21 protein-coding genes and 1 riboswitch are annotated in these 25,863 nt (G+C 37.0%); of the genes, 18 read left to right on the top strand and 3 right to left on the bottom strand.

Annotation, left to right across the window (positions count from 1 at the left end; genetic code table 11):
• Positions 1–51: 51 nt before the first annotated feature.
• Positions 52–1,047, bottom strand: coding sequence for a phosphate/phosphite/phosphonate ABC transporter substrate-binding protein (locus BM121_RS06240; RefSeq protein WP_091482473.1), 996 nt, complete (start codon positions 1,045–1,047; stop codon positions 52–54).
• Positions 1,048–1,332: 285 nt separating this feature from the next.
• On the opposite strand from BM121_RS06240, the gene BM121_RS06235 reads away from it, so the two are divergent.
• The 5 genes from BM121_RS06235 to BM121_RS06215 all read left to right on the top strand — a co-directional run bounded on the left by BM121_RS06235 (position 1,333) and on the right by BM121_RS06215 (position 9,419).
• A complete protein-coding gene (locus BM121_RS06235) occupies positions 1,333–3,054 on the top strand; it encodes an ABC transporter ATP-binding protein (RefSeq protein WP_091482470.1) in 1,722 nt (573 codons plus the stop codon).
• On the top strand, positions 3,047–4,864 hold the full coding sequence (locus BM121_RS06230; protein WP_091482468.1) for an ABC transporter ATP-binding protein: 1,818 nt from the start codon (positions 3,047–3,049) through the stop codon (positions 4,862–4,864). Before BM121_RS06235 ends, BM121_RS06230 begins: the two co-directional genes overlap by 8 nt.
• A 61-nt stretch (positions 4,865–4,925) precedes the next feature.
• Entirely contained in the window at positions 4,926–7,295 is a 2,370-nt protein-coding gene (helD, locus tag BM121_RS06225) for an RNA polymerase recycling motor HelD (RefSeq protein WP_091482466.1), read from the top strand.
• 269 nt (positions 7,296–7,564) lie between these two features.
• A complete protein-coding gene (locus tag BM121_RS06220) occupies positions 7,565–8,404 on the top strand; it encodes an aldo/keto reductase (RefSeq protein WP_091483155.1) in 840 nt (279 codons plus the stop codon).
• Between the two features lie 775 nt (positions 8,405–9,179).
• Entirely contained in the window at positions 9,180–9,419 is a 240-nt protein-coding gene (locus BM121_RS06215) for a ferredoxin family protein (protein ID WP_091482463.1), read from the top strand.
• A 169-nt stretch (positions 9,420–9,588) separates the two neighbouring features.
• Here BM121_RS06215 and thiW read toward each other — a convergent pair whose 3' ends face one another.
• Positions 9,589–10,089 carry an energy coupling factor transporter S component ThiW gene (gene thiW / locus BM121_RS06210; protein ID WP_091482461.1) on the bottom strand — a complete coding sequence of 167 codons (501 nt, stop codon included), beginning with the start codon at positions 10,087–10,089 and terminating at the stop codon, positions 9,589–9,591.
• Between the two features lie 91 nt (positions 10,090–10,180).
• A riboswitch (TPP riboswitch) is annotated at positions 10,181–10,296 on the bottom strand.
• 123 nt (positions 10,297–10,419) lie between these two features.
• Here thiW and BM121_RS06205 point away from each other — a divergent pair.
• The 13 genes from BM121_RS06205 (at position 10,420) to BM121_RS06145 (ending at position 25,275) form a co-directional block, all read left to right on the top strand.
• Entirely contained in the window at positions 10,420–11,385 is a 966-nt protein-coding gene (locus BM121_RS06205; protein ID WP_091482459.1) for a ring-cleaving dioxygenase, read from the top strand.
• 103 nt (positions 11,386–11,488) lie between these two features.
• The gene (locus tag BM121_RS06200; RefSeq protein WP_091482458.1) at positions 11,489–12,349 is read left to right on the top strand and encodes a Cof-type HAD-IIB family hydrolase; all 861 of its coding nucleotides are present in this window, start codon (positions 11,489–11,491) and stop codon (positions 12,347–12,349) included.
• A gap of 165 nt (positions 12,350–12,514) precedes the next feature.
• Positions 12,515–12,829 carry an L-rhamnose mutarotase gene (locus BM121_RS06195; protein ID WP_091482456.1) on the top strand — a complete coding sequence of 105 codons (315 nt, stop codon included), beginning with the start codon at positions 12,515–12,517 and terminating at the stop codon, positions 12,827–12,829.
• A 77-nt stretch (positions 12,830–12,906) separates the two neighbouring features.
• Entirely contained in the window at positions 12,907–13,677 is a 771-nt protein-coding gene (locus tag BM121_RS06190) for a DeoR/GlpR family DNA-binding transcription regulator (RefSeq protein ID WP_091482445.1), read from the top strand.
• Positions 13,678–13,878: 201 nt separating this feature from the next.
• On the top strand, positions 13,879–14,805 hold the full coding sequence (locus BM121_RS06185; protein ID WP_091482443.1) for an ArsR/SmtB family transcription factor: 927 nt from the start codon (positions 13,879–13,881) through the stop codon (positions 14,803–14,805).
• Positions 14,806–14,995: 190 nt separating this feature from the next.
• Entirely contained in the window at positions 14,996–16,765 is a 1,770-nt protein-coding gene (locus BM121_RS06180) for a glycoside hydrolase family 2 protein (protein WP_175495346.1), read from the top strand.
• Positions 16,766–16,789: 24 nt separating this feature from the next.
• On the top strand, positions 16,790–18,337 hold the full coding sequence (locus BM121_RS06175; protein ID WP_091482441.1) for an arylsulfatase: 1,548 nt from the start codon (positions 16,790–16,792) through the stop codon (positions 18,335–18,337).
• Positions 18,338–18,613: 276 nt separating this feature from the next.
• The gene (locus tag BM121_RS06170) at positions 18,614–20,344 is read left to right on the top strand and encodes a cache domain-containing sensor histidine kinase (protein ID WP_091482439.1); all 1,731 of its coding nucleotides are present in this window, start codon (positions 18,614–18,616) and stop codon (positions 20,342–20,344) included.
• 13 nt (positions 20,345–20,357) lie between these two features.
• Entirely contained in the window at positions 20,358–21,137 is a 780-nt protein-coding gene (locus BM121_RS06165) for a response regulator transcription factor (protein ID WP_091482437.1), read from the top strand.
• 106 nt (positions 21,138–21,243) lie between these two features.
• The gene (locus tag BM121_RS06160) at positions 21,244–22,569 is read left to right on the top strand and encodes an extracellular solute-binding protein (protein WP_091482435.1); all 1,326 of its coding nucleotides are present in this window, start codon (positions 21,244–21,246) and stop codon (positions 22,567–22,569) included.
• A 151-nt stretch (positions 22,570–22,720) separates the two neighbouring features.
• Positions 22,721–23,599, top strand: coding sequence for a carbohydrate ABC transporter permease (locus BM121_RS06155; RefSeq protein ID WP_091482433.1), 879 nt, complete (start codon positions 22,721–22,723; stop codon positions 23,597–23,599).
• Positions 23,600–23,617: 18 nt separating this feature from the next.
• Positions 23,618–24,484: a carbohydrate ABC transporter permease gene (locus BM121_RS06150; protein WP_091482431.1), complete on the top strand. Its 867-nt coding sequence runs from the start codon at positions 23,618–23,620 to the stop codon at positions 24,482–24,484.
• Between the two features lie 362 nt (positions 24,485–24,846).
• Complete coding sequence (locus BM121_RS06145) at positions 24,847–25,275, top strand: CBS domain-containing protein (RefSeq protein ID WP_091482429.1); 429 nt, start codon at positions 24,847–24,849, stop codon at positions 25,273–25,275.
• Positions 25,276–25,642: 367 nt separating this feature from the next.
• On the opposite strand, the gene BM121_RS06135 is transcribed toward BM121_RS06145, so the two are convergent.
• Positions 25,643–25,863, bottom strand: a 221-nt coding sequence (locus BM121_RS06135; protein ID WP_175495345.1) for a transposase, incomplete at its 5' end; no start/stop codon positions are given.

The following is a 25,863-nucleotide window of genomic DNA, read 5'->3' as shown; positions in this document are numbered from 1 at the left end:
TTTATATGGAAACAGGAGAGAGCATGCTCTCTCCTGTTTAAACTTTTCTTATTAATCTAAGCTTATATCGTCACCAAACTTGTTGTAAGTGCTGCGTACAACGTCATATTCGCTGTCTTCAGCTTTTATGATTGCATCCCAACTGTACACATCATTCATAATTTGGATCATTTCTTCATCATCATTAAATGATAAGAAGGAATCTTTAATAGTTTGTACCAACTCATCACTTAATTCCGGTGTTACAGAAATCGTATCGTTTGGTATTTCATCTGTATGTCCAAGAATTTTTGTTTCTTCCATGATATCCGGATATTCTTCTTCCAATTCAGTACGAACATCATCGAAGGTAGTTGCTACATCTGCACGTCCTTCATAAACTTCAATTGCTGAGTTATCGTGCCCACCAGTTTGATATGCTTCAGAGAAAAATTCTGTTTGTGGATCATCTACACCAAATTCGTCCATAATTTGTGCTGCTGGGAATAAGTAACCACTTGTAGAAGATGGATCACCAAAAGCCCAAACTGCATCTTCTAGATCCGCTAATTCTTCGTATTCAGAATCAGCGCTGACAATGTATTGTGCTACATATGTTCCACTTCCATAACGTTCAGATTTCAAGATAACCTCTACATCATGTTTTTCGTTTGCTAGTACATAAGCAAAAGCAGGGATAAAACCGATTTGTACTTCATTTGTTCCCATTGCTTCAACTAATGCAGTGTAGTTTGTCATAACTTTTCCTTCTACCGGAATTCCTAATTCTTCTGAAAGCTTGTCTGCTAGAGGTTCAACGGTATCTGCTATTGTGTCAGAATCTTGTGATGGAACAAAGCCCATAACAAGTTCTTCAGGCATGTCTGCCTCTTCACTAGTTTCTGCTTCATTCTCTGCTGTTTCTTCTGTATCTGTATCCTCGTTGGTATTTTCTTCTGTGTGTTCACTCTCATCATTGCTGCTGCCGTTTGAATCATCACTTTGACCACAAGCTGTGATAACAAAGAAAGTTAACAAAGCGACTAACAATAAAAGTAATTTTTTCATGTCTCTTAAATCCCCCTTAAAAATCTTAATATTACAAGAATATTATCTATGGATTAAACAATAAATTCTATTATAGTGGTAAAAAGGTGACAGGATCCTTGTGAACTCCATAGTTTTCTTGCAATGTCATTATCTATCGAACACGTTAAAAAATCTATATGATTTACCAAAACATAACAATTTTATCGGTTACTTTACAAAATTTACACCTTCTTAAACAACATGAATGGAGGAAGCGCTTTAATTCCGTTATAATATAGAATAGAGAGATAATGGAGGATAACAATGAAAATTATATTTAAATATGCAAATACATATAGAAAAGCAATGTTCCTAGCACTATTTCTAATGGTTGTAGAGTTAATTGTAGAATTGGTACAGCCGATTATTATGGCAAAAATGATAGATGATGGCATTATCGCAGAAGATATGTCAACTATTTATTTGTATGGAGCCATTCTGTTAGCAATCACCTTATTGGCATTTGCAGCCGGTATTACAAGTTCCTTTTTTGCAGCAGAAGTCAGTCAAGGTGTAGGATATGATATCAGAAGCGATTTGTTCCGTAATATTCAAATGTTTTCAGCGATGAAAATTCAACAATTTGCCACATCTACATTATTGACGAGAATGACGAATGACGTGATACAAGTCCAAAACCTATTATTTGCCTTTATGCGGATTATGTTGCGGGCTCCTTTGTTTATCATTTTTGGCATTGTGATGTCATTTACCTTAAACATACCTTTGGCTCAAATTTTATTAGCTACGATTCCTATCTTATTTGTGGTTATGTTTTGGTTAATGTTGAAAGGAATGAGGCTATTTCGTCATGTGCAGGGGTGGATTGATCAAGTTAATAACGTTATTCGTGAAAACCTGTTGGCAATAAAACTAGTGAAAGCATTTCATCGTATGACATTTGAAAATAACCGTTTTTCAAAAGTGAATACAAAACTGAAGGATAAAAATAGACAAGCATTATGGGTAATGGAAATTGTCATGCCCATTGTCATGTTAATTATGAACATAGCTATGATTGGATTATTATGGTTTGGTTTTATTCAACTTGACACAGGTTCAGCTAGGGCTGGTGAAGTAGTCGGTGTTATCAACTATGCAACAAGAATGCTGGCATCCTTTGGTGTGTTTGCCTTTTTACTCATGAACCTATCAAGAGGGCGAGCTTCCGCGAACCGAATTAATGATATTCTTGTGCAACCGGCAGATGATGTGGTTATCAAACAGCAGCAAAGAGAGATGATTAAAGGTGATATTCAATTTGACAATGTTTCTTTCACCTATCCCGATACAAGTCAGGAAGTATTAAGAGCTATTAATTTCCAGGTTAAGGCAGGAGAAAAGATAGGTATTTTAGGAGAAACCGGGGCAGGAAAAACAACATTATTACATCTTATTCCATATCTCTATCATCCCTCAGCAGGAACCATTTATGTAGATGGTAAACCGATGGAGCAATTAGGAAATAAGGTAAGACACGATGTGACGTTAGTACCTCAGGAAGGTTTTTTATTCTCTGGAACAATACTAGATAATATTACATGGGGAAACGAGCATCTGTCACAAGAGCAAGCAGAAAAAGTTGCGAAAGAAGCCCAACTGCATGATTTTATTATGACTTTGCCAAATACCTATCAAACCGTAATCGGTCAAAGAGGTGTAAACCTGTCAGGGGGGCAAAAACAACGATTATCCATTGCCCGCGCACTAGCAGATAATCCGCATGTATTACTGCTCGATGATAGTACCAGTGCACTAGATGCTACTACTGAGTCAGATGTGTTAGCAACGATTAGGGAGAGGCGATGTACTACTTTTATCGTTTCACAAAAAATTAGTTCTGTACAAGATGCTGATCAGATTATTGTGTTAGAAAAAGGGAGTATTGTCGGATTGGGAACACATCGGCAGTTACTACAAACGAACGCCTTATATCAAACATTATGGGATTCACAGCAAAAGAAAGGGGTGACACTTGATGACTAACAAAAAAGGAGAAGTTCAGCCCCCATCAAGACATCACCCCATGATAGGCAAAAAACCAAAAGTAAAAAACTTGCGCGCTACCATAACTCGCATTTGGAACTATATGAAAGCAGACAAGATCATGTTTTGGCTCGTTTTAGTCATGGTGTTTTTAAGTGCTGTTTTGTCCTTGCTTGGCCCATATTTTATTGGAGTAGCTGTAGATATAATGACAGGAGCAGAAAGTGTTTTAGCATTTGAAGTAATTCTTATGCTGTTAGCCATCGTTTTTGTTTTACACTCTGTAACACTTGCACTGCAAAATTATTGGATGATTGATGTTTCGCAAAATGCCGTTTTTGCAATGCGGAAAGAATTATTTGAACATGTTATACGTTTGCCGATTATACAGTTTCAGAAATCCCAAAGTGGGGATTTGATGAGCAGGCTGACCAATGATATTGAAAATGTCAGCAGAACGTTGAACACTGCTGTCATTCAAGTGACGACAAGTATATTGACACTAGTGGGAACATTAGTTGTGATGGTCTTGCTTAGTCCGCTTTTAACTCTAATGATTATAACGATTGTTCCGTTAATGTATCTCGGAATGAAATGGATTACGAATAGAACGAGTTATTATTTTAAGGAACAACAGAATGAACTGGGTGAAATGACTGGTTTTTTAGAGGAAACATTATCAGGTCACTCGATGGTGAAACTGTTTCACCAGGAGCATCGTGTGATCGATCAATATCAACAACATAATAAAAAATTAAGAAAGGTAGGATACTGGGCTCAAGTATATTCCGGGTTTATTCCGAAATTAATGAATGGTTTAAATAACTTCGGTTTTGCGGTTATTGTCGGGTTTGGTGGCTGGGTTGTGCTAGCTACGAACGCAACCACCATTACAATTGGTATCATTGTGACTTTCACGACTTATGCACGCCAGTTCACCCGTCCGCTAAATGATTTAGCTAATCAATTTAATACAATTTTGTCCGCAGTGGCCGGTGCTGAGCGAGCGTTTGAAGTAATGGATCAAGAAGAAGAAACAGACCATAAGAAACAGGATATTCAACATGTAAAAGGGGATGTGGCTTTTCGTCATGTTTCATTTTCCTATCATACCGATGAACATGTCTTACAAGATATCTCGTTCCACGCAAAACAGGGTCAAACAGTAGCATTAGTTGGACCTACAGGAGCAGGGAAAACAACGATTATTTCCTTGTTAGCCAGGTTTTTTGAAGAACAAGAAGGAGAGATTTTACTAGATGACCAATCGATGAGGAATTTGACAAATAAAAGCATTCGGAGTCATTTAGGTATCGTATTACAGGATTCTTCCTTATTTGACACAACGGTTAGAGAAAATATTCGTTACGGAAAGCTAAACGCTACTGATCAGGAAGTGGAAGAATCTGCTAAAATGGCGAATGCCCATGCTTTTATTGAACAATTACCAAAGCAATATGATACGGTGCTTAAAGGTAATGGGCAAGGGATTAGCCAGGGACAACGGCAGCTGCTTGTGATTGCAAGGACGATGCTCGCAAATCCTTCTATTTTAATATTGGATGAGGCAACAAGCAGTATTGATACGATAACAGAATTAAAAATAACAGATGCATTAGAAACATTAATGAAAGGGAAGACTAGCTTTGTGATTGCACATCGCTTGAATACAATTGAGAAGGCTGATATGATACTTGTCCTAAAGGAAGGAAAAATCATTGAAAAAGGAACCCATTTGTCTTTAATGAAAGAAAAAGGTTTTTATGCTAATCTAGTCACAACACAAACTGTACAAACTGTTTATGATTGATACAAGTTTAGTTGGAATATAATAAAGAGATGACAAAATAAACGTCACGGAGGTGGAATCAGTGGCAGAGCAGCGAGAAGATCAAGAATGGCAGCAAGAAAAACATAGGGTAACTGAGGTAGTGGGTGAAATTAGAAAGAAAATCACATCACTGCAATCGAGAGTAAAAGGTTTAAAAGAAGATGTCATTGATATCAGACGTGATTTTTGGGAAGACGTAACGGTAAATATCGAAGAAATGGACGATAAAGTTGAAACAGAAGCCAGTATCAAACAGCAAGCAGAGTTTCTGTCGGAACGGGAGCGAAGTCATGGGCAAGTAAGTGAACGTTTAGATATTCTGCACCGTCTAAGGAATAAACCTTATTTTGGACGAATTGACTTTAAGGAAGATGGCCAGTCTGCTGAACAACCGATTTATATTGGTTTGGCCTCTGTGATGGATGAAGAAGAAGAAAATTTCCTCGTATATGACTGGAGAGCACCTATTTCGAGCATGTACTATGATTATCCACCAGGTCCGGCAAGTTACGACACTGTTCAAGAAAATATTTCCGGGGAAATAATGCTAAAACGACAATATATGATTCGTAATGGTGAATTACAAGGAATGTTCGACACGGGTCTGACAATTGGTGATCATTTACTCCAGTCTGTACTAGGTAATCAGGCAAGCACGAAAATGAAAAGCATTGTATCAACAATTCAAAAAGAGCAGAATCAAATTATACGTAATGAAAAGTCAAGGGTACTTATTGTTCAAGGTGTTGCAGGTAGTGGCAAAACTTCTGCAGCATTGCAACGTGTAGCTTACTTATTGTATCGATATCGCGAAACATTAACGTCCGAGCAAATCGTACTTTTTTCACCAAATCCATTATTCAACAGTTATGTAGCAACTGTTCTGCCAGATCTTGGTGAAGATAACATGCAACAAATGACCTTTTATCAATATTTGCACCGGCAATTAGATGACAGTTTTCAATTGGAAACTCCTTTCGAACAAATGGAGTATTATTTACAAAAACAAGCCGAGAATTATGAAACAAGAGTAGAAGCAATGCACTACAAAGCTAGTTTAGAATATAAAGATTTAATCGATCACTTTTTAGATCAACTTGCTAATAAAGGACTTGTTTTTCGCAATATTACGTTTAGAGGGCAAACCGTTATCCCAAAACAAATGGTTGAAAAATATTTCTACCAGACAGAAAGCTCTTTAGCTATTCCAGAGCGCCTAGAAAAAGTTGCCAATTGGATACTGTATCAACTGAAAAGACTAGAGAAGGTTGAGAGAGAGAAAGATTGGGCATTAGAAGAAAGTGAATTATTGGAAAGGGCAGATTATGTCGATGTCCACAATACATTGCAAGAAGAAAACCAATTTTCGGAAGAGACGTTTGATGACTATGATCGTGAAGAAGAACTGTTACGTAAACGAGTAGTTGCTTGGCGACTTCGACCACTAAGAAAGAAGGTTAAGCAATTAGCGTTTGTTGATCCACTTAAAACGTTTCGCCAGTTATTTACAAGCATGGAATGGACTGTGGATAAAAAAGTTACACTTCCAACTCAATGGCAGGAAATATGTCGTATAACGGATGAATATTTAAAACAAAAATATATAACCTGGGAAGATGCACCTGCATATATTTACTTTGAAAAAGGCTTGTTGGGATTTGATGCTCAGCGCTCGATTCAACACTTGTTCATCGATGAAGCACAAGATTATACACCTTTTCAGTTTACATTGATGAAGCAGATGTTCCCGGTAAGCCGTATGACATTATTAGGGGATATTAATCAAGCCATTTATGCACATGCTTTAAGAGAAGAGACTTTATTATCAGAGAAATGGCAGGAAAAACATGAAAGAATTGTATTGACCAGAAGCTATCGTTCGACAGCTCCGATCGTAGAATTCACCAAATCATTTATGCCCAATGGTGATTTAATTGAGCCATTTGAACGCGATGGGGATACGCCAATTGTAATGGAAGTAGAACAACGTGATATTTTGATTGAAAGAGTGTTGGATCAAATAAACGAATATAAAGAAGAAGGTAACGAAACGATTGCATTAATCGGAAAAACGATGAAAGAGTGTTTGGACTTATATGTGCGATCAAAAAATCGCATTGACGTTCATTTAATGACACAGGATGCACACACTTTTGAAAAAGGTATTGTAGTAATCCCTGCATATCTTGCGAAAGGAATTGAATTCGATGCGGTTATTATTGCCGATGCATCTAATGACAATTATCAGGATGAGTTAGAACGAAATTTATTCTATACCGCATGTACAAGAGCTATGCACCAACTAGCACTATTTACAATCGGTAAACCAACTCACTTTATCGAAAACATACCTAAACAGCAATATCGCTATTACAAAGTTCATCAAATTGGGGACAAAGGGACAGGGTGAATATCAGATATTAAACGGGCGCACAAACTTTTATTGAGATAAGAAAGTTTGTAACGGTGATGTCTAGTTCCGAGCGCCCAGAAACTAGGTGACTTCACGAATCGCCCTTATGCCCTTGGGTGAAAGTCATCATCGTGTCACTTGCTCACCGTGATTCCTTTATCTCCGTTGATTCTGAAGCCGCTACATTTCTAATGAGCACAATGTTTTTCATTTTTGGTGGATTGTGGCAAGATAGTATAGACAATGAACAAAGGGAGGAATTTGAGATGGTAAATAGTTTGCAATCAACTACTACGCTACATAATGGTGTCAAAATGCCGTCGTTTGGTTTAGGCGTTTTCTTGGTGGAAGAAGGAGAAGAAGTATACAATTCCGTTAAGTGGGCACTTGAACATGGTTACAAGAGTATTGATACAGCAGCCGTTTATGGTAACGAAGAAGGTGTAGGCAAAGCAATCAAAGATTCTGGTATTCCTCGTGAAGAATTATTTATTACTTCTAAGCTTTGGAATGGAGATCAAGGCTATGAAGAAACACTTAAAGCATTTGAAACAAGCTTAAATAAATTGGAATTGGAATATTTGGATTTATATTTAATCCACTGGCCAGTTCCAGAGCTAAATAAATATAAAGAGTCTTGGAAGGCAATGGAGAAGTTATATAATGATGGGAAAATTCGTGCAATTGGTGTAAGTAATTTTAAAGAACATCATTTAGAAGATTTGATCAATGATGCAGAAGTGGCACCAATGGTAAATCAAGTCGAATATCATCCGCATCTGCAACAACGCAGTTTGCAAGAATTCTGCAAAAAACATAATATTCAGTTAGAGGCATGGTCTCCACTGAAACAAGGAAAACTTTTAGATGATCCAACATTAACTGATATTGCAAAACGTCATGGTAAGTCGACAGCACAAGTTATTTTGCGTTGGGATTTACAACAAGAGGTTGTGACTATTCCGAAATCAGTGAAACAGCATCGTATTCATGATAATGCAGATGTATTTGATTTTGAATTATCAGAAGAGGAATTGAAATTAATTCACGATATGAATAAGGACGAACGTGTTGGTCCTGATCCGGACACATTTAATAAACGATAATAGCTACTATATTTTATAACTAAGAACCCGTTTCGAAAAATGAATCGGGTTCTTTTTTTTGCAAGTATTTTGGCAAGTAAAGGAAGCATATAATCATTGGTATCACAACTTTTATCACAGTGCTAACTGTCTGTAAGACGCCATTTTGAAAGATAGCTTGTGCAAGCCAACCGCTGCGGCTGACCGTTTCACTTTCCTAGGGGCATGTTCTTCAGCTAACTTTTGCAGGAGGAGTTCGCTCCTGCAAAAGTGGATCTTCAGATCATGCTAATCCCTCAGGAGTCGAAACGTTCGGCCTCCGCTATATCTTTTTCTACAACGAATATCAGAAAAAACATAGTGGTTTTATAACCATTTTTAGTGATTTTCAACGCCGTAGCTTTGCATTTTCCCAGGGATAATAACCCAAGTTGCTAGGTCTGACACATGTTGTAGAGCATGATTCAGCGCAGGCCGCCCACTTCAACTCCAGTGGGACACGTTTTCCTGAAGATCCACTTTTTCGAGTGGTTTTTACGCGAAAAAGTTAGCTGAGGGAAAAAACCCACGGAAAGGGGAGTGGGCAGCCGAAGCGGGGGTCTTACAGACGGTTAGCACCGTGATAAACATATCAACATTACTATATGGAGTCTGAGTTAAAGATAAGGAGCGGATGGATTTCCTCGTTTTTCTTCATCCACTTTTAAGGTTATATTTTTTACTCAAACACTTGCAATCCTAGTCGAACATGCTTTATCGTAAATAATAGATTGATAAACATCTAGGAGGATGTAAGATGGCATTTGTAATAACTGAACCATGTGAAACAGAAAAATCTGGTGAATGCACAACAGTTTGTCCGGTAGATTGTATTGTCGAAGGACCAGATCAATTTTATATAGATCCGGATATTTGTATCGATTGTGGAGCATGTAAATCAGTGTGTCCAGTAGATGCAATTGAAGAGGAGTATGATCTTACTCCAGAACAAGAAAAATATTTAGAAAAAGCAGAAGCCTTTTTCGCAAAGGATTAATACGCAAGCGACCATATTGGAGATGGTCGCTTTTTATTTTCTCTATGAAAAGTTTTGAAAACAGAGATAAACAACAAATCTAACGAAGATACGCGATGATTTGTTGTTTATCAGCCATTTTTATCACAGTATTCATCGTCCGTAAAACCCCACTAACGGAAGTCTCGTGTTATTTGCTGGAAATTGGTTGTTGCATCAAAGTGGTATGCTTTACTTTGGATAAAATCAAGAGTCCGATAATAGTTCCTGTTACACTGCTGACAAGGAATCCTGGTAGAAATGCTAAAGCACCTACGGAAGTCCCCATCAAAATTTTGGAAAATGGAACGGATAGTAATGAACCTAACACACCGGTACCAATTATTTCTCCGACACCAGCCAAGGCTTTTTTATTCGTCCATCGATAAAGGTAACCAGCAAGTAACGCGCCTATCATGCCACCTGGAAATGCAAGCAATGTTCCTATTCCTAATAAATTGCGTAAAAGTCCGATGGTAAAAGCAATGATTACAGCTGGAACGGGTCCTAGAGTAACAGCGGCCATTATATTAACGGCATGTTGCACAGGATAAGCTTTGGCGATACCGGTTGGGAACCATAGAAATTGGGAACCTAATGTACCAATTGCAATAAAAACAGCCATCGTTGTTAATAATAATGTACGATTCATGCAATCTCCCTCCTTTTTTAAATACAAGTGCATACCACTATCCTGAAAAAATAAAAAGCCAGATTCCGAATAAGAACCTGGCTATACCATGCAAATAGTTTAGCTACTTCCCTCCGCTGGTATAAGCCAGATCAGGTTCTCAGGGTTAAAAAGCTTCAACGTGCTTTTTTCTCAGCCCATACTTAAAGGGCACCCCTAGTAGTGATAACACTTATGTAATTACAAAAGATTGTAACAAAAACCCTCCAGTTGTCAAGACTTCTCGTTATCTTGAATTCAAGATAACAAAAGTTTATAATGAAATTAACAACGATTTCAAGGAGGCGGCTTATGGAACTCAAAGGAATACATCACGTATCAGCAATTACAGCTACTGCTAAAGATAACTATTATTTTTATACGAATATTTTAGGAATGAGATTAGTCAAAAAAACGGTCAATCAAGACGATCCCAGTATGTATCATTTATTTTATGCAGATGAAATTGGACGAGCTGGAACAGATTTAACTTTTTTCGAAATAACAAATGCAGGGCATACGTATGCTGGTAATAATAGTATTTCTTGTACCTCTTTACGTGTTCCTTGTGATGAAGCATTAAGCTATTGGGAGGAACGTTTGGACGAATATGATGTTGTCCATGATGGGATTGGAGAAACATTTGGTCGAAAAGTGTTACCTTTTCAAGATCATGAAGGGCAGCGTCTTGTTTTTGTATCTGATGAAAATAACAAAGGAGTAGCAGCAGGTGTGCCATGGTCAAAAAGTCCGGTACCAAAGGATTATGGTATAACTGGCTTGGGACCAGTTCGATTAACAGTTCCAGAATTAGCACCTACTGAAAGAATTTTAACAGAAGTACTCGGCTTTCGTCATGCTGGTTTTTATCCTAATCCTGAAGGAGAAACTGATATGCAAGTGTTTGAAACGGGGGCGGGTGGTACAGGTGCAGAGGTGCATATGGAAGTACTTCCGGTATTGCAAAAAGAACGTCCTGGAAGAGGTAGTGTTCACCATGTGGCTTTTCGTGTAGCAGATTATCAAGAGCTCGAAAAGTGGCATGAGCGAATTACCGAAGAAAAATTGCCTAACTCAGGACTTGTCGATCGTTATTATTTTCAATCATTATACTTTCGTGAACCTAATGGTATTCTATTTGAACTAGCCACAGATGGGCCAGGCTTCAACACAGATGAAAAGAATGAGCGCCTGGGAGAGACCCTCGCCCTGCCACCATTTCTAGAGCAAAAAAGAAACGAAATTGAAGCCAATCTCCAGTCTGTAGAAGATAAATAAACTGTTCTGATTTCTAGCTCACTTATCGATATGCGTCGATGGTGGGCTGATATTTCTTATGCTATACTAGTTAACGGCTAGTTTATAAGGGGGGACCGTAACAATGACATTCTCACCAAAAGCAATATGCTTAGATATGGATGGGACATTACTGAATAACCACAATCAATTAACGCAAAACACACTCGACACCATTCAAAAAATAAGAAAAACAGGTATTAGTGTGTTTATCGTGACAGGTCGTTCCTATAATGAAGTATTTGACTCAGCACCCAACAACCTAGAATTGGATGGATTTGTTACAGCAAATGGTATGATTACATACGTAGATGGAGAAAAGCTGTTAGAACATAGCTTATCCACAGATCTTGTGGATAAAGTGATACAATCTGCACGATCATATCAGATTTATTATGAAGTGCATCCCAATGATGGGGAACGACTTTCCCTAACAGAGGATCAAGCGTATATGGAGTCCATGATCAGTGCTGAGAAACCAGATGAAGTAGGAATCAATGAATGGTTGGAAAGGCAAGCTGCGATCGAGCACGAAATTCGATGGCATGCCACTTTACCGGAACAAAAATATGCGAAAATATTCTGTTTTTCTAACGACCATGACAAGATGCAGGCATGGATCAAAGAACTGGAAAATATGAAACAAGAAACCAATTTCACCACTTCTTCATCCTCTCATCATAACGTAGAAGTAATGGTAGAAGGGGTAAATAAAGCGACAGGAATTGAAGCATTGTTGAAGCATTATCAGATCAGCTCGGCAGATACCATGGCAATCGGCGATAGTAACAACGATATCCCAATGATGAAGTATGTAGGTTATCCTGTAGGTATGGTCAATGCTACAGATCAAATTAAATCGTTAGTAAAGGAAATCACAGAGTTTACTAACGACAAAGAAGGCGTCTATCACTATTTAGAGCACTACTTCAAACACAAGCTATAAGCAGCTTGTGTTTTCCTTTGTCATGGGGCTTTGTGATGATCTATCATTTGAAATCCACCTCTAAATTTTTGTTTGTATTTGTTTTATACTGTGATAAAATGTAAACAAACACAAGCAAAAACAAAACAATGAAATGAATACGATTACAATGAAGAGGAGGATATTATGGCACGTTATATGTTTATAATGGAGTGCAAGGAAGGCTCGCAGGAAGAATATAAGAAAAGACATCAGGAAGTACACCAGGAGTTATTAGCAGCATTAAAAGAAGTTGGGATTAGCAATTATAGTATTTTCATGGATGGCACCAAGCTTTACGCATATATGGAAGTGGATGATTACCATCGTGCAATGAAAGAATTGGAAACCAATCCAGCTAACCGTAAATGGCAAGAATTTATGAGCGATATTTTAGCAATGGATGAAAAAGGTGACCCGAAAATGCATTTAATTGATCAAGAAGTCTTTCATCTTGACTAAACAGTTGATCTTTATGGTAGACTTTTCTATAGTCAATAATAGACAGGGTTGAAGAACGAGAAGGTAGGAGAAATCAGATGCTAGTTGCAGAAAGACATCAGCGAATCGTAGAAGTTGTCAATCAGAAGAAAAGTATCAGAGTATCAGAGCTTGCGAACCTTTTTTCAGTAACTGATGAAACAATTCGCCGAGACTTAGAAAAATTAGAAAAAGAAAAGAAATTAGCCCGCAGTCACGGAGGGGCGGTCAGTATAGCCTCTTCTCAGGATGGACCGGAAATACCTTTTCAGGAAAGAGAAGTAATGTATGTAGACGAGAAAAGAGAAATTGCCCAGGAAGTTGTAAAACATATTGTTGAAACGGATAAAATTTTGTTGGATGCCAGTACGACAGCTTGGTATGTGGCGAAGAACTTACCCAATATACCGGTCACTGTTTTAACGAATTCTGTTAATGTGGTGTTGGAATTAAGTAAAAAAAATCAAATCACTGTGATTTCGACTGGTGGTACGTTACTTGCTAGGTCCCTTTCTTATGTTGGTCCTTTAGCGGAACGTTCACTTGATTTATATCATGTAAATAAAGCATTTCTGTCCTGCAAAGGAATTCACTTCGAGAGAGGGATTAGTGAATCAAATGAACAACAAGCCCGCGTGAAGCAAAAGATGATTGAAATAGCGGACACCACTTATATCTTGACTGATCATCATAAATTTCATTATCAGGCATTTGCACATGTTGCGCCTTTAACAAAGGTAGAACGAATAATTACCGATAGTAACGGATCGGATCAGGATATAGACAATCTGCATGAAATCGGCTTAGAGGTTATAAAAGCACTTCGTTAATGCTATGATTAACGAAGTGCTTTTTCTGCATAATTAATTGCCTGCCAACATGACTATATAAATGAAATCGCAAAGCATATATTTTATCAAAGTTGTATAATTCTAATTAATTAAGCTGGAAAACTAGATAAATACTGTTTTTTCGTTTATATTTAAAACAACAAACATTTTTAATATAAACGTTCACTGGAGGGATGAATTTTGTTAGAATTATCTATTAGCGATCCTGAAAAACTAAGCAAAGTAACTCATGCGTTATCATCAAAGGTACGCTTGAATATGATTAAGTTACTTAATAAAGAAAATTTGAATGTGCATCAACTATCAGATGCATTGCAAATCCCTGTTTCTACTACTGCCTCTCATGTGCGAGTTCTAGAAGAAGCTAACCTAATACTTACAGAGCTTAGACCTGCAAGTAGAGGGGCAATGAAGGTGTGTACAAGGAATTTTGATGACATTCATATTCTTTTGAATAGTACAAATAAATCTTCTAAGAATGACTTGAAAAATTATGAACTAGAGATGCCTATTGGACAATTTGTTGACTTTCAAGTTGCTCCTACATGCGGCATGGCAAATCAGGAGAAATTGTTAATTCCTGAAGATGAGCCAGTTTATTTTTATAGCCCTGAGCGAATACACACACAACTTATATGGACACGAAAAGGATTTCTTGAGTATAAATTTCCTATAGTCATTGCTCCTGATGCAACCATAAAAGAAATGCAGTTTTCCTTAGAAATTTGTTCAGAAGCACCTAATCATGATCACAATTGGCCATCTGATATCACTGTTTGGGTCAATAATGTTGATATAGGAACATGGACAAGCCCAGGTGATTATGGTGATCGTCCAGGTAAGTTAAACCCTAAATATTGGGCAGAAACAACAAGTACTCAATATGGTACGTTAAAGGTTTGGAAAATATCAAACGAAAATACAATGATAGATGATTTCCAGCTGTCTAATGTTACATTGAATGATGTAAATGTACAGCGCAAAGATTATGTAACATTTAAAATAGGCATAAAAGAAGATGCTGTTCATAAAGGTGGAATGAACATCTTCGGCAAAGAATTCGGTGATTTCGAACAAGATATAAAATTGAATATAAAATTTGAATAATACTTTAGTGGTTATATTTCTCTCCAATCAATGGGGAGTTTTTTTGCTTATAAAAACAGTAAAAATGAATTAAACTAAAAATATTAAAAAACAAAGTTGACTTTTTATTTTTGAGAGCGTATTCTTATATAAAATAAACATGATATAAGTATTAATACACAAAACATGTAATAAAGGGAGAGGTAAGCATATGACGACAACCACTATTACAACTTCTAAAAGGGTTGAATATCCAAGGCCTCAATTTCGGCGTGAATTCTGGCTTAATTTAAATGGAACGTGGAAATTTACGTTTGATGATCAAGATATCGGAGAAAAAGAGGCTTGGTATACTAAACCAAACTTTACAAACGAGATACAAGTTCCATTCACATATGAAACAAAAGCAAGTGGTATCGGAGATCAAACATTCCATCCTTGTATTTGGTATCAGCGAATGTTTGAGGTACCAAATAATGAAATAGATAAACAGGCCATTCTAAGATTTCAAGCGTCTGATTATTTAACAAAAGTATGGGTAAATGGACATTATATAGGAGAGCATGCTGGTGGAAATGCCGCTTTTTCTTTTAATATTAGTCATGTAGTTAATAAATTGGAGGAAAATGAATTAGTGGTGAAAGTAGAAGATAGCCAGAGCTGTTATCAGCCTAGAGGTAAGCAGCGTTGGACAGATAGTAATTTCGGCTGCTGGTATGTGCAAAATACAGGTATATGGCAGACTGTTTGGTTGGAATTTCTGCAGGAGGAAAGTATTGAAAGAGTTAAGATAACACCTAATATGGATGAAAATACAGTTTCATTTGATTATAGACTTAATGGTGATCTCAACGAAAATGGCAAGCTGGACACGATAATTAGCTTTAAAGGAAAAGTAGTAAAGCAATTTTCACTAGTTCCAGATCGTGCCAATATGCATATGGAAGTTGATATTACTTCTGAATTACATGAATGGGGAGTAATGTATTGGACTCCTCAACATCCTCATTTATATGATGTTTCATTCCGATTATCTGTAAATGGTGATGTAGTAGACGAAGTTGATTCTTATTTTGGAATGAGGAAAATTTCGATTAAGGATGACCAAGTACTATTAAATAACACACCAATCTATCAAAAGTTATTATTGGATCAAGGTTATTGGCCAGACTCCATGCTTACTCCTCCTTCTGATGAAGCTATGATCGAAGACATTGAAAAAACGTTAGCAATGGGTTTTAACGGAGTTCGTAAACATCAAAAAATCGAGGATGAGCGATTTCTGTATTGGTGTGACAAAAAAGGTTTACTTGTATGGTCGGAAATGGCGGCAACTTATGAGTTCTCTGATGAAGCGGTTGAGAACTTTACGAAAGAATGGTTGGACATTATTCAGCAGCACTATAATCATCCATCTATCATTACTTGGGTTCCTTTTAATGAATCATGGGGTGTTCCTAAAATATTTAAAGACAAAAGGCAACAAGCGTTTACAGAGTCAATCTACTATTTAACCAAGGCAATAGATGCCCAAAGACCTATTATTGTTAACGATGGATGGGAACATACTATTTCAGACATCATTGCGCTTCACGATTATGAAGAACTGGGAGAGTTGTTTTATGAACGTTATAAAGATAAAGATTTAATACTCGATAATAAAATCCCTCACAACAAGCATAAGTACGCGTTTGCTGATGGATATAAGTATAGAGGTCAGCCAGTGATTTTAACAGAATATGGAGGGATTGCTTTTAATGACGACAGCGGTTGGGGCTATGGTAACCAAGTGGAAACAGAAGAAGAATTTTTAAAGCGTTATCAAGATATTACTGGTGCCATTAAAGCTACTCCGTATATTTGTGGATATTGTTATACTCAAACAACGGATGTTCAACAGGAGATAAATGGGTTGCTAAAAGAAGATAGAACACCAAAGATTTCCTTAGAAAAAATCAGAGCAGTGAATGATGCAAAATAATAATTTGAAAATGGAGGGGTAGTGATGAATAAACAGAAATCCAATATCATTTTAATACTTGTAGATGATCTTGGGTATTCAGACTTAGGCTGCTTTGGAAGCGAGATAGATACACCAAATATAGATAGTCTTGCTTCAAGTGGTCTGCGTTTTACTCAATTTTATAATTCCGCGCGTTGTTGTCCTAGTCGAGCATCATTATTAAGTGGCCTTTATCCACATCAAGCAGGGATAGGCGAAATGGACCAGGATTTTGAAACGCCAGGTTATCGTGGATTTTTAGCAGATCAATGTGTCACTCTGGCTGAGGTACTGAAGGAAAGGGGATACCACACCTACTTGTCCGGTAAATGGCATGTTGGCAAGCAGGGACCGATTAAAAAAGGTTTCGATGACTTTTATGGTCTATTGGGTGGTTTTACAAGCTTTTGGGATAAAAAAGATTATGTGCGTTTACCTGAAGGTCGACCTGAACGTACATATAAGAAAGGTGAATTTTACGCAACAGATGCCATAACTGATCATGCATTAGATTTTATCGAAGAATCTAGAAGCGATGATAATCCGTACTTTCTGTATTTGTCTTATAATGCCCCACATTTTCCTTTACAAGCACCGGAAGAAGAGATTGCAAAATATGAAGGATTATATGAAAAAGGCTGGGATAAAATTCGTGAGGAACGTTTGGATCGAATGAAGGAATTGGAGATTATAGCGCCAGATACACCGTTAACACCTAGGTCTGAATATTGGAATCGGGATAGAGATATACAAGGTGTTAATCCAGCATGGGATTCTATCGATCCAGATCGTAGGAAAGATTTAGCGAAAAGAATGGCCATTTATGCTGCAATGGTAGATAGAATGGATCAAAATATTGGAAGAGTAATAAGCGATTTAGAAGAGAAGCAGGAATTAGACAACACATTGATTTTATTCTGCTCTGATAATGGGGCGTGTGCGGAATGGGATCCGTGGGGATTTGATGATTGGATAACAACAACAAATATATTACATCGAAAACAAGATTTAAAGAAAATGGGTGGTCCTGATACTTACCATAGCTATGGTTCTGGTTGGGCAAATGCTTGCAGTACACCTCTTCGTTTATACAAGCACTATGGTCATGAAGGCGGTATTAGTACTCCTTTAATTGCCCATTGGCCAGAAGTAATAGAACGTAATGGCGAAATTGATCATAGACCAGGACATTTTATTGATTTTATGACAACCTTTGTAGATATTACAGGATCAAAATACCCAGAAAAGTATAAAGGGCGCGAAATTCTTCCAATGGAGGGGGAAAGCCTGATGCCTGCATTATTAGGTGAATCTCCTCAAGAGAGAACCCTTTGCTTTGAACATGAGCAAAATTGCGGGATTCGCCGAGGTAAGTGGAAGTTGTCGAAGGTTAAAGAAAGAGACTGGGAATTATATAATTTGGAGAAAGATAGAAGTGAAATGGTGAATGTAGCTGATCTATATCCAAGTATAGTAGAAGAATTAACCTTAGCATGGGAGGAATGGGCACAAAGAACAGATGTTATTCCTCGTCCCGATCGTACAGTATAATAAAAACTCGTGATGGACGCCAAAAGTGGGTAAGGATAGTTAGAATGAAAAAATTAAATAGGTGGAAAAAACACTGAATAGGTATGGACTTATTTAGTGTTTTTTTATGAGAGACAAGAAAGTATAAAATTTGTGCGGGTGTCTAGCATCAAAAGGAGGTAAAGGATACCTTTCTGGTAATAAAAGAAAGTTTCGAGATATTGACTTTCATAGTATAATGGTAGCAGGACTTAGGATATCGGATGAACAAAGTGAATATTGTTTGGAGTGAACAGGGTGCTCAAATATTTAAGAAAATGGAATACGTTACGCAATCAGTTATTGGTTGTTTATTTGTTTGTGATGTTTATTGTGCTATTTATTGTAAGCGCAATTACGTATATTTTAGTTGAAGATTTATTGCAAGATAATGCGGAGGAGCAAATAAGGCAAACAGCAATGGAGTCATCTGGCAGGTATGACTCATTGTTTGAACAATTAAATATGGTAACAAAACAAGTGTTAACCAATGAAGAGTTACAGGGTGTTTTATTACAGGAATCTGAAGGGGAAATTACTTCTTTTAATGATAAGCAATCGTTAATGAGTACAACCAATTTAATTCAAGCAAATGTAGATGGTATTTATTCGATCGAGATTTATAACAACGATTATCAACGTATAATTCCGATCGATTCTACTTTATTGCTAGACCGTATTGATCCTCACTGGATTAACCGAGCAAATGAAGTTGGTGGCAAGTTAATATGGATGGGGGAAGATCCGTTAGATCATAATTATTTCTTAGTAGGCAGACAAATTAATTTGATGGATGATGACTTTAATAATGGTGGCTACATCATAGCAAGAGTGAACCGAAACTATTTTCAATTAAATTCAAATCAGCAAGAAGGTGAATCGAATGATTATTCGATTTTAGTCGATAACAGGAATAATCCTATTGTTACCAATTACCACGGGAACACTGTAGGTGAAATTATGGAGTCTGATGACGAGACGATCACCATTGATGATCAAGAATACATGCTGGTGAAGGATACATCAGATTTAACAGGATGGACGATGCATATTTTGACACCTGTTAATCAATTGACAGCCGGTATTTCAACTGTACAAGCAGGTATTCTGATTGCTGGATTAATTGGATTATTAATCTTTTTTATTTTTTCATTCTTTTTGTCGACTTTTATAACCAAACCTATTACACGACTGACGAAGACAATGAGACAAGCTGGTGAGGGTGTGTTAGCCCAAAACCCTGTAGTGAACTCTACTAATGAAATTAATGAATTAAACCAGACATATAACCAACTGGCAGAAGAGACCAATTATTTAGTTCAAATGGTATATGAAAAAGAAATTATTAAAAATAGAACAGAATTAAAAGCATTACAAGCACAAATACATCCACACTTTCTATTTAACACATTGGATGCCTTGTACTGGTCGTTGGATGAAAAGGAAGAAGAGGATCTATCAAATGTTGTTCTGGCCATGTCAGAGTTATTCCGTTATACAATTACGAAGGAAAATGAGGATGAATGGGTAACTATTAAGGAAGAATTGGATCATATTGAGCGTTATATGAAAATTATGCGTATGCGTTTTGGTGAACGATTGAATTGGGAAAAAGATGTTGATTTTGATTGGTTACATGTCAAAATACCGAAATTAATGATACAGCCATTAGTCGAAAATGCCATTTTACACGGAGCCGGTAATGTTGTGGGTAATAGTCATATTACTGTCAGAATAGAAAAGATAGCAGAACAACAGCGAATACGAATTGCCATAAGTGATGATGGTCCAGGTATGAGTGCAGAAAAAGTAGTGGAAGTAACGAAACAGATGGATGGTGGTATTAGACAACAAAAACAGCAAAGTATGGCATTGCAAAATGTACAGCAGCGCTTACGTATGTTTTATGAAGCAGGTGACAGTCGTGACATTATCATTTTAAGTGAAGAAGGTAAAGGAACCATGATAAGCTTTGAAATTCCAGTATAGGGAGGTTAGCGATATGGAAGAAAAGGTGATTCTTGTAGTTGATGACGAACCAAGGAGCCGACAAGGGATCAAAAAAACAATTGAAAGAGTATCTCATCATCAATATGAAGTCATCACGGCGGCAAATGCAGAAGAGGCCATTAAACGGATCGATAATGAAAAAATTCACGTTTTAATTACAGATATCCGGATGCCTGAGGTTTCTGGGTTAGAATTACTTAGAAAGCTGAAAGAAAAGGCGAAAGATCCTGTTGTCATAGTTATTTCGGCGTATTCGGAATTTGAATACGCCCATGAAGCTCTTGAGTTAGGTGTGGTTAATTATTTGTTAAAACCGATTGCTAAAGAAAAATTAATGGAAGCAATTGAAAAAGCAATTGAACTTGAAAACCAAAGAAAAAAAACAGGTATGTTCAATAAAATAGTAGATGATAAATTAATGGAGATGCAACAGCTGAGTAAGTATAATCGTGCAGTGAAAGAAGCGATGGATTATATTGATCAGCATTATGACGAGGAATTAACGTTGAAAGAAGTAGCTAAGCAAGTCCATCTAAATGCGAGCTACCTGAGCGCATTATTTAAGGAAGAATTGCAGATTACATTTAGCGAATATCTAACAAGAAAACGAATGCAGGAAGCTAAAAAACTACTCTTATCAACAGATTTTACGATTGCCGAAATAGCTGAAAAAAGTGGTTACCAGACGTCTAAGTATTTTATTAGGCTTTTTAAGCAATTTGAAGATATGACTCCAAATGCATTCAGAAAGCACAATGAAAACGATTTCTAAAATAAGTGGTATTTTACCTAATCATCGTTACCTTACGGATGAAGCCCCATGGTGCTACACTTATAACTGTACTAAAAAATAATTCATAAAATAGGGGGTTTCACAAATGAAAAGTGCGTGGCATAAAGTATTATTTTCATTTGCTTTAGTTTTAATGTTTGCGCTTGCAGCATGTGGCGGAAATGACGAAGAAGAAGAGAACGCAGCTTCAGGTGAAAATGAAAGCGATTCAAGTAAAACAATTGAGTTTATGCATTTATGGCCTGAGGGAAGTTCAAAACAACACCATGAAATTGTAAATAGCATTATCGATGAATTCGAATCAGATCATCCAGATGTAACAGTAGATGTCGAGATTTTAGGTAATGAACAATATAAGGAGAAATTAAAAGTATTATCTACTTCCAATGAATTACCAGACGTAGGTATGACATGGGCAGCAGGTTTCTTGGATCCATATGTAGGCGGTGATATGTTTGCTCCGCTTGACGATATTTTAGAAGGACCACTTAAAGATAAGTTTGTTGCTGGTACGGCAGAAGCATACGCAGTTGACGATGTAACATATGGCTTACCTTTAGAGTTAAACATTACACCACTTTACTATAATCAAAGAATTTTTGATGAAAATGGTGTAGAAGTTCCAGGAACTTTCGAAGAATTAAAAGAAGCAATTCAAACATTAGCTGATAATGGTGTAACACCAGTTGCATTAGGTAACAAAGACCGTTGGACAGGTTCCATGTGGTATATGTATTTAGCAGACCGTATTGGCGGGTCTAAAGCATTAAATAGTGCGATTGATAGAACTGGAAGCTTTGAAGATCCAGCTCTCATTCAGGCTGCTGAAGAAATTCAAGAGCTTGTAGATATGGATGCATTTATTAATGGTTTTAACGGATTAGGCAATGATGAAGCGAAAGGTTATTTCATCAATGAACAAGCAGCAATGTATTTAATGGCTACTTGGGATCTGCCAGAATGGACAACAAACGAAGATAATCCACAAGAATTTAGAGATTCTGTTGATTATGCAAAATTTCCTACTGTCGAAGGTGGAGAAGGAGATGCTAACAGTTATGTAGGTGGACCTGGTGTTGGTTTATTCGTAGCAGAGAATTCCGATGTAAAAGATGAAGCTAAAGAATTTGTTTCATTCTTTGTGGAGAAATGGGGAGAACGTTCTGTTACTGACGCTGGTGTAATTCCGGCAACTGTAGTAGATACAGAAGGTTTGGATTTACCACAAATGTATATTGATATCTTAAATGACTTAAATGAAGCGTCCAACTTAACATTATATGCAGACGTTCAAATGAGTGCCGGTGTAGCTGATGTACATTTAGACAGTATTCAGGCATTATTCGGTAAAGCAATCACACCGGAAGAGTTTGCGAAACAGCAAGAAGACGCGTTAGCCGCAGAAGAATAAACAACAAATTTAAAAAAGGGCATATTTAAAGTTAGAATATGCCCTTTTTCTACTCTAAATAAGTTTGACCTAATCGTATTAAATAGCAAATGAAAACATGGATAGACGTCAAGTCTTATATGTTTATCCTAGACATAAAGGAGCAATAACCATGAACAAAGTGATGTCCAACAAAGCAGTCATTGCTTTATATGTATTGCCAGCGTTTATATTAATCGTGGCATTAATTTATGGCCCGATTCTCATAACTGGTTACTATGGGTTAATGGACTGGGATGGTATCGGTGCAAAGACATTTGTCGGTTTAGACAACTATATGGAATTAATTAAAGACGCGAAATTTTGGCAAAGTGCATACCACTCGTTTTTATTGGCATTTTTCTCAACATTAAGTTTAGTACCATATTTAGCAATTTCATTAATTTTAGCAGGAAAAGTAAAAGGATCTGACTTATTAAGAAAAATTTATTTGATTCCGATGCTTTTATCTTCCGTTGCGATTGCGCAATTATGGGTGAAGATCTATGACCCGAATAATGGGATGCTAAATAGCTTGTTAACGATGGTGGGAGTTGAAAATCCACCAGCATGGCTAGCAGACACCAATTTAGTTTTGTATGCAATTTTTGTAGCAATACTTTGGCAATATGCAGGTTTTTATATCATTATTTACTATGCTGCTCTGAAAGGGATTCCGGAATCATTAGTGGAGGCAGCTAAGATTGATGGAGCTAGCCCTATCCAAATTGCTTATAAAATTAAGGTGCCACTTATTTCAGGTGTCATTAAAGTAACTGTCGTTTTAGCAATTGTTGGTTCATTGAAATACTTTGACCTTATTTATGTAATGACTGGTGGAGGTCCGAACGGTGCCAGTGAAGTTATCGCATCTTACATGTACAAAAAAGCGTTTGATACATTTGACTTTGGCTATGGTAGTGCTATTGCCTTTTTCCTATTATTAATCACGCTTATTGTTACATGGATAACACGTAAATTAACTGCATCTGAAGACGAAATTCAATATTAACGGAGGGAAGGAAAGCAGATGGCTCAGACTCAAAGCACAGCAGGCAAAGATAACAGTATACTAACTAAAGTTGGTATGTCCGTACTTTATATCGGTCTAATCATTGTTGCTGTTTTTCAAATATATCCACTGATTTGGTTATTTCAATTTTCACTGAAAAGTAATTCTGAAGTGTTTGGCATGTCTCCATTCGCATTACCACAGGACCCAAAATGGGAAAACTATGTGAGAGTGTGGACAGATGGTAATATCAACTTATACTTCTTTAACAGTGTATGGATTACTGTTGTATCGGTTTTGTTAACCCTTCTTTTCGCAAGCTTTGTAACCTTTGCGATCACAAGAATGAACTGGAAGTTGAACAAGTTAGTATTAGGACTCTTTATGGTAGGGTTAATGGTTCCTATCCACTCTGCTATTATACCGTTGTTCTCCTTTTTCTTAGAATTAAACCTAATAGATAATCCATTATCGATTATTTTATCTTACACAGCATTTAATTTACCGTTAACCATCATGATCTTATTAGGTTTCTACTACACGTTACCTCGTGAAATTGAAGAAGCAGCGGTAGTGGACGGTTGTTCCATTCATCGTATCTTTTTCCAAATTACGTTACCGATGACAACACCGGTTCTGGCGACAACAGCCATTATTAACATGATTTACAATTGGAATGAATTTATTTTTGTAAACACGTTTATCAGTTCCGACAAATTTAAAACATTAACTGTCGGTATCCAGAATTTCATTGGTCAATATCTGACAGATTGGGGTGCAATTGGTGCGACGTTAATGATTAGTATTATTCCAATTCTGATTGCTTTCTTAATCTTGAGTAATCGTATTGTCGAAGGTATAGCTGCAGGTTCTGTAAAAGGTTAGGAATGAAAGCAAACTAGTTAAAATCAATACGAAATAAGCAAAAAAGTCAGGGGCAGAAACTACTCGAATTATGAAAAAACATGACCATCAATTTTGATGTTCGTGTTTTTTTGCTCCTTGGAAAAGTATCGTTCTTCCTTGGAAAAATGAATATATCCAAGGAACAGCAGCACTTTTCCAAGGAAGGCAACTAGAATTCCAAGGAAGGAGCAACAAGTCCCAGAAGTAGAGCATTGACCCTATGTAGATGAGAAAGACCTTCGCATTTGATTCGAGTTTTCAGTATTTAATTTCTTTTTGTGCAATAATTTTAAAAAGTTGGTCATACTACTCCATGATGACTTATACAAGGAGGTTTTCGGATGAAAACAGTAAGAGACATTATGGAGCAGGATGTATCATTTTGTAAAGCGAATGATTCATTGACCGATGCAGCAGATTTAATGAAAAAGAGAGATGTAGGTGCCATTCCTGTATGTGGAGATAATAAAGAATTATTAGGAATGGTAACAGACCGTGATTTAGTTATCAGAGGTTATGCTGATAACAAAGATGGATCAGCAAAAATACAGGAAGTAATGAGTGATCACTTATATCATGTATCTCCAGATGTTACCCTTCAGGAAGCAAGCCAAACAATGGCTGAGCACCAAATTCGCCGTCTCCCTGTCGTAACAGATGGACAATTAACAGGTATTATATCACTGGGAGACTTATCATTGGATGAAATGTCAGATGAAGCAGCAGGACAAGCACTGGAAGACATTTCAGAGCATACAGAATTACATTAATTTAAAAAAGTACCCTATAAAGTAGTCCTTTTATAGGGTACTTTTTATATCACCGGTCTTTATTTGCACTACAGGAATGCAGCGAATCAATGGAAATTTGTCTTGATAAGCTTCCTCCCATTCTGATTAATGAGGAGTGTTTGGAAATGCTCCGGCAGAATACTGCGCTTTCCATGGGCACGGCCTCAGCCTCCTCAGAAAACAAAGAGCGTTTTCTTCCGGGGTCTTCGCCTCGAGTCAAGTCCTTAATTTTGTGTAAAAGTAAAAATACAATGTTTCCACCACATATGACGGTTATTTATTTTTTCACTGGGGGAAGGGGATCCCCTTCCCCCAGTGGAAAATGGGCATGCTATCAAAGTGCTTTTTAATTTTTCAAAAGTGCTCTTTGTTGTTGCTTTGTTTCTGCATATTCCATTAAGTAAGCAGCTAAGAGACGAAAAGCGGATTGAGTGTTTGGAAAGATCCGGATGACACTCTCACGTCTTCGAACTTCCTCATTTAATCGTTCTAAATGATTGGTACTATGAATAAAAGGATGGTATTTATCCGGTTCATTCATATATTGAATGGCATCATCAAATCCTT

Origin of the sequence: Gracilibacillus orientalis (assembly GCF_900114645.1) — a bacterium.
Taxonomy (GTDB): domain Bacteria; phylum Bacillota; class Bacilli; order Bacillales; family Amphibacillaceae; genus Gracilibacillus; species Gracilibacillus orientalis.
This window is presented reverse-complemented; position numbering and strand designations above follow the sequence as displayed.

Bases quoted from the DNA above. Each gene is read 5' to 3' on its own strand.
- BM121_RS06145 (WP_091482429.1), top strand. From the start codon at position 24,847: ATGAAAACAGTAAGAGACATTATGGAGCAGGATGTATCATTTTGTAAA.
- BM121_RS06150 (WP_091482431.1), top strand. From the start codon at position 23,618: ATGGCTCAGACTCAAAGCACAGCAGGCAAAGATAACAGTATACTAACT.
- BM121_RS06165 (WP_091482437.1), top strand. From the start codon at position 20,358: ATGGAAGAAAAGGTGATTCTTGTAGTTGATGACGAACCAAGGAGCCGA.
- BM121_RS06195 (WP_091482456.1), top strand. From the start codon at position 12,515: ATGGCACGTTATATGTTTATAATGGAGTGCAAGGAAGGCTCGCAGGAA.
- BM121_RS06220 (WP_091483155.1), top strand. From the start codon at position 7,565: ATGGTAAATAGTTTGCAATCAACTACTACGCTACATAATGGTGTCAAA.
- BM121_RS06235 (WP_091482470.1), top strand. From the start codon at position 1,333: ATGAAAATTATATTTAAATATGCAAATACATATAGAAAAGCAATGTTC.
- BM121_RS06230 (WP_091482468.1), top strand. From the start codon at position 3,047: ATGACTAACAAAAAAGGAGAAGTTCAGCCCCCATCAAGACATCACCCC.
- BM121_RS06160 (WP_091482435.1), top strand. From the start codon at position 21,244: ATGAAAAGTGCGTGGCATAAAGTATTATTTTCATTTGCTTTAGTTTTA.
- BM121_RS06240 (WP_091482473.1), bottom strand. From the start codon at position 1,047: ATGAAAAAATTACTTTTATTGTTAGTCGCTTTGTTAACTTTCTTTGTT.
- BM121_RS06200 (WP_091482458.1), top strand. From the start codon at position 11,489: ATGACATTCTCACCAAAAGCAATATGCTTAGATATGGATGGGACATTA.
- thiW (WP_091482461.1), bottom strand. From the start codon at position 10,089: ATGAATCGTACATTATTATTAACAACGATGGCTGTTTTTATTGCAATT.
- BM121_RS06175 (WP_091482441.1), top strand. From the start codon at position 16,790: ATGAATAAACAGAAATCCAATATCATTTTAATACTTGTAGATGATCTT.
- BM121_RS06155 (WP_091482433.1), top strand. From the start codon at position 22,721: ATGAACAAAGTGATGTCCAACAAAGCAGTCATTGCTTTATATGTATTG.
- BM121_RS06190 (WP_091482445.1), top strand. From the start codon at position 12,907: ATGCTAGTTGCAGAAAGACATCAGCGAATCGTAGAAGTTGTCAATCAG.
- BM121_RS06205 (WP_091482459.1), top strand. From the start codon at position 10,420: ATGGAACTCAAAGGAATACATCACGTATCAGCAATTACAGCTACTGCT.
- BM121_RS06180 (WP_175495346.1), top strand. From the start codon at position 14,996: ATGACGACAACCACTATTACAACTTCTAAAAGGGTTGAATATCCAAGG.
- BM121_RS06215 (WP_091482463.1), top strand. From the start codon at position 9,180: ATGGCATTTGTAATAACTGAACCATGTGAAACAGAAAAATCTGGTGAA.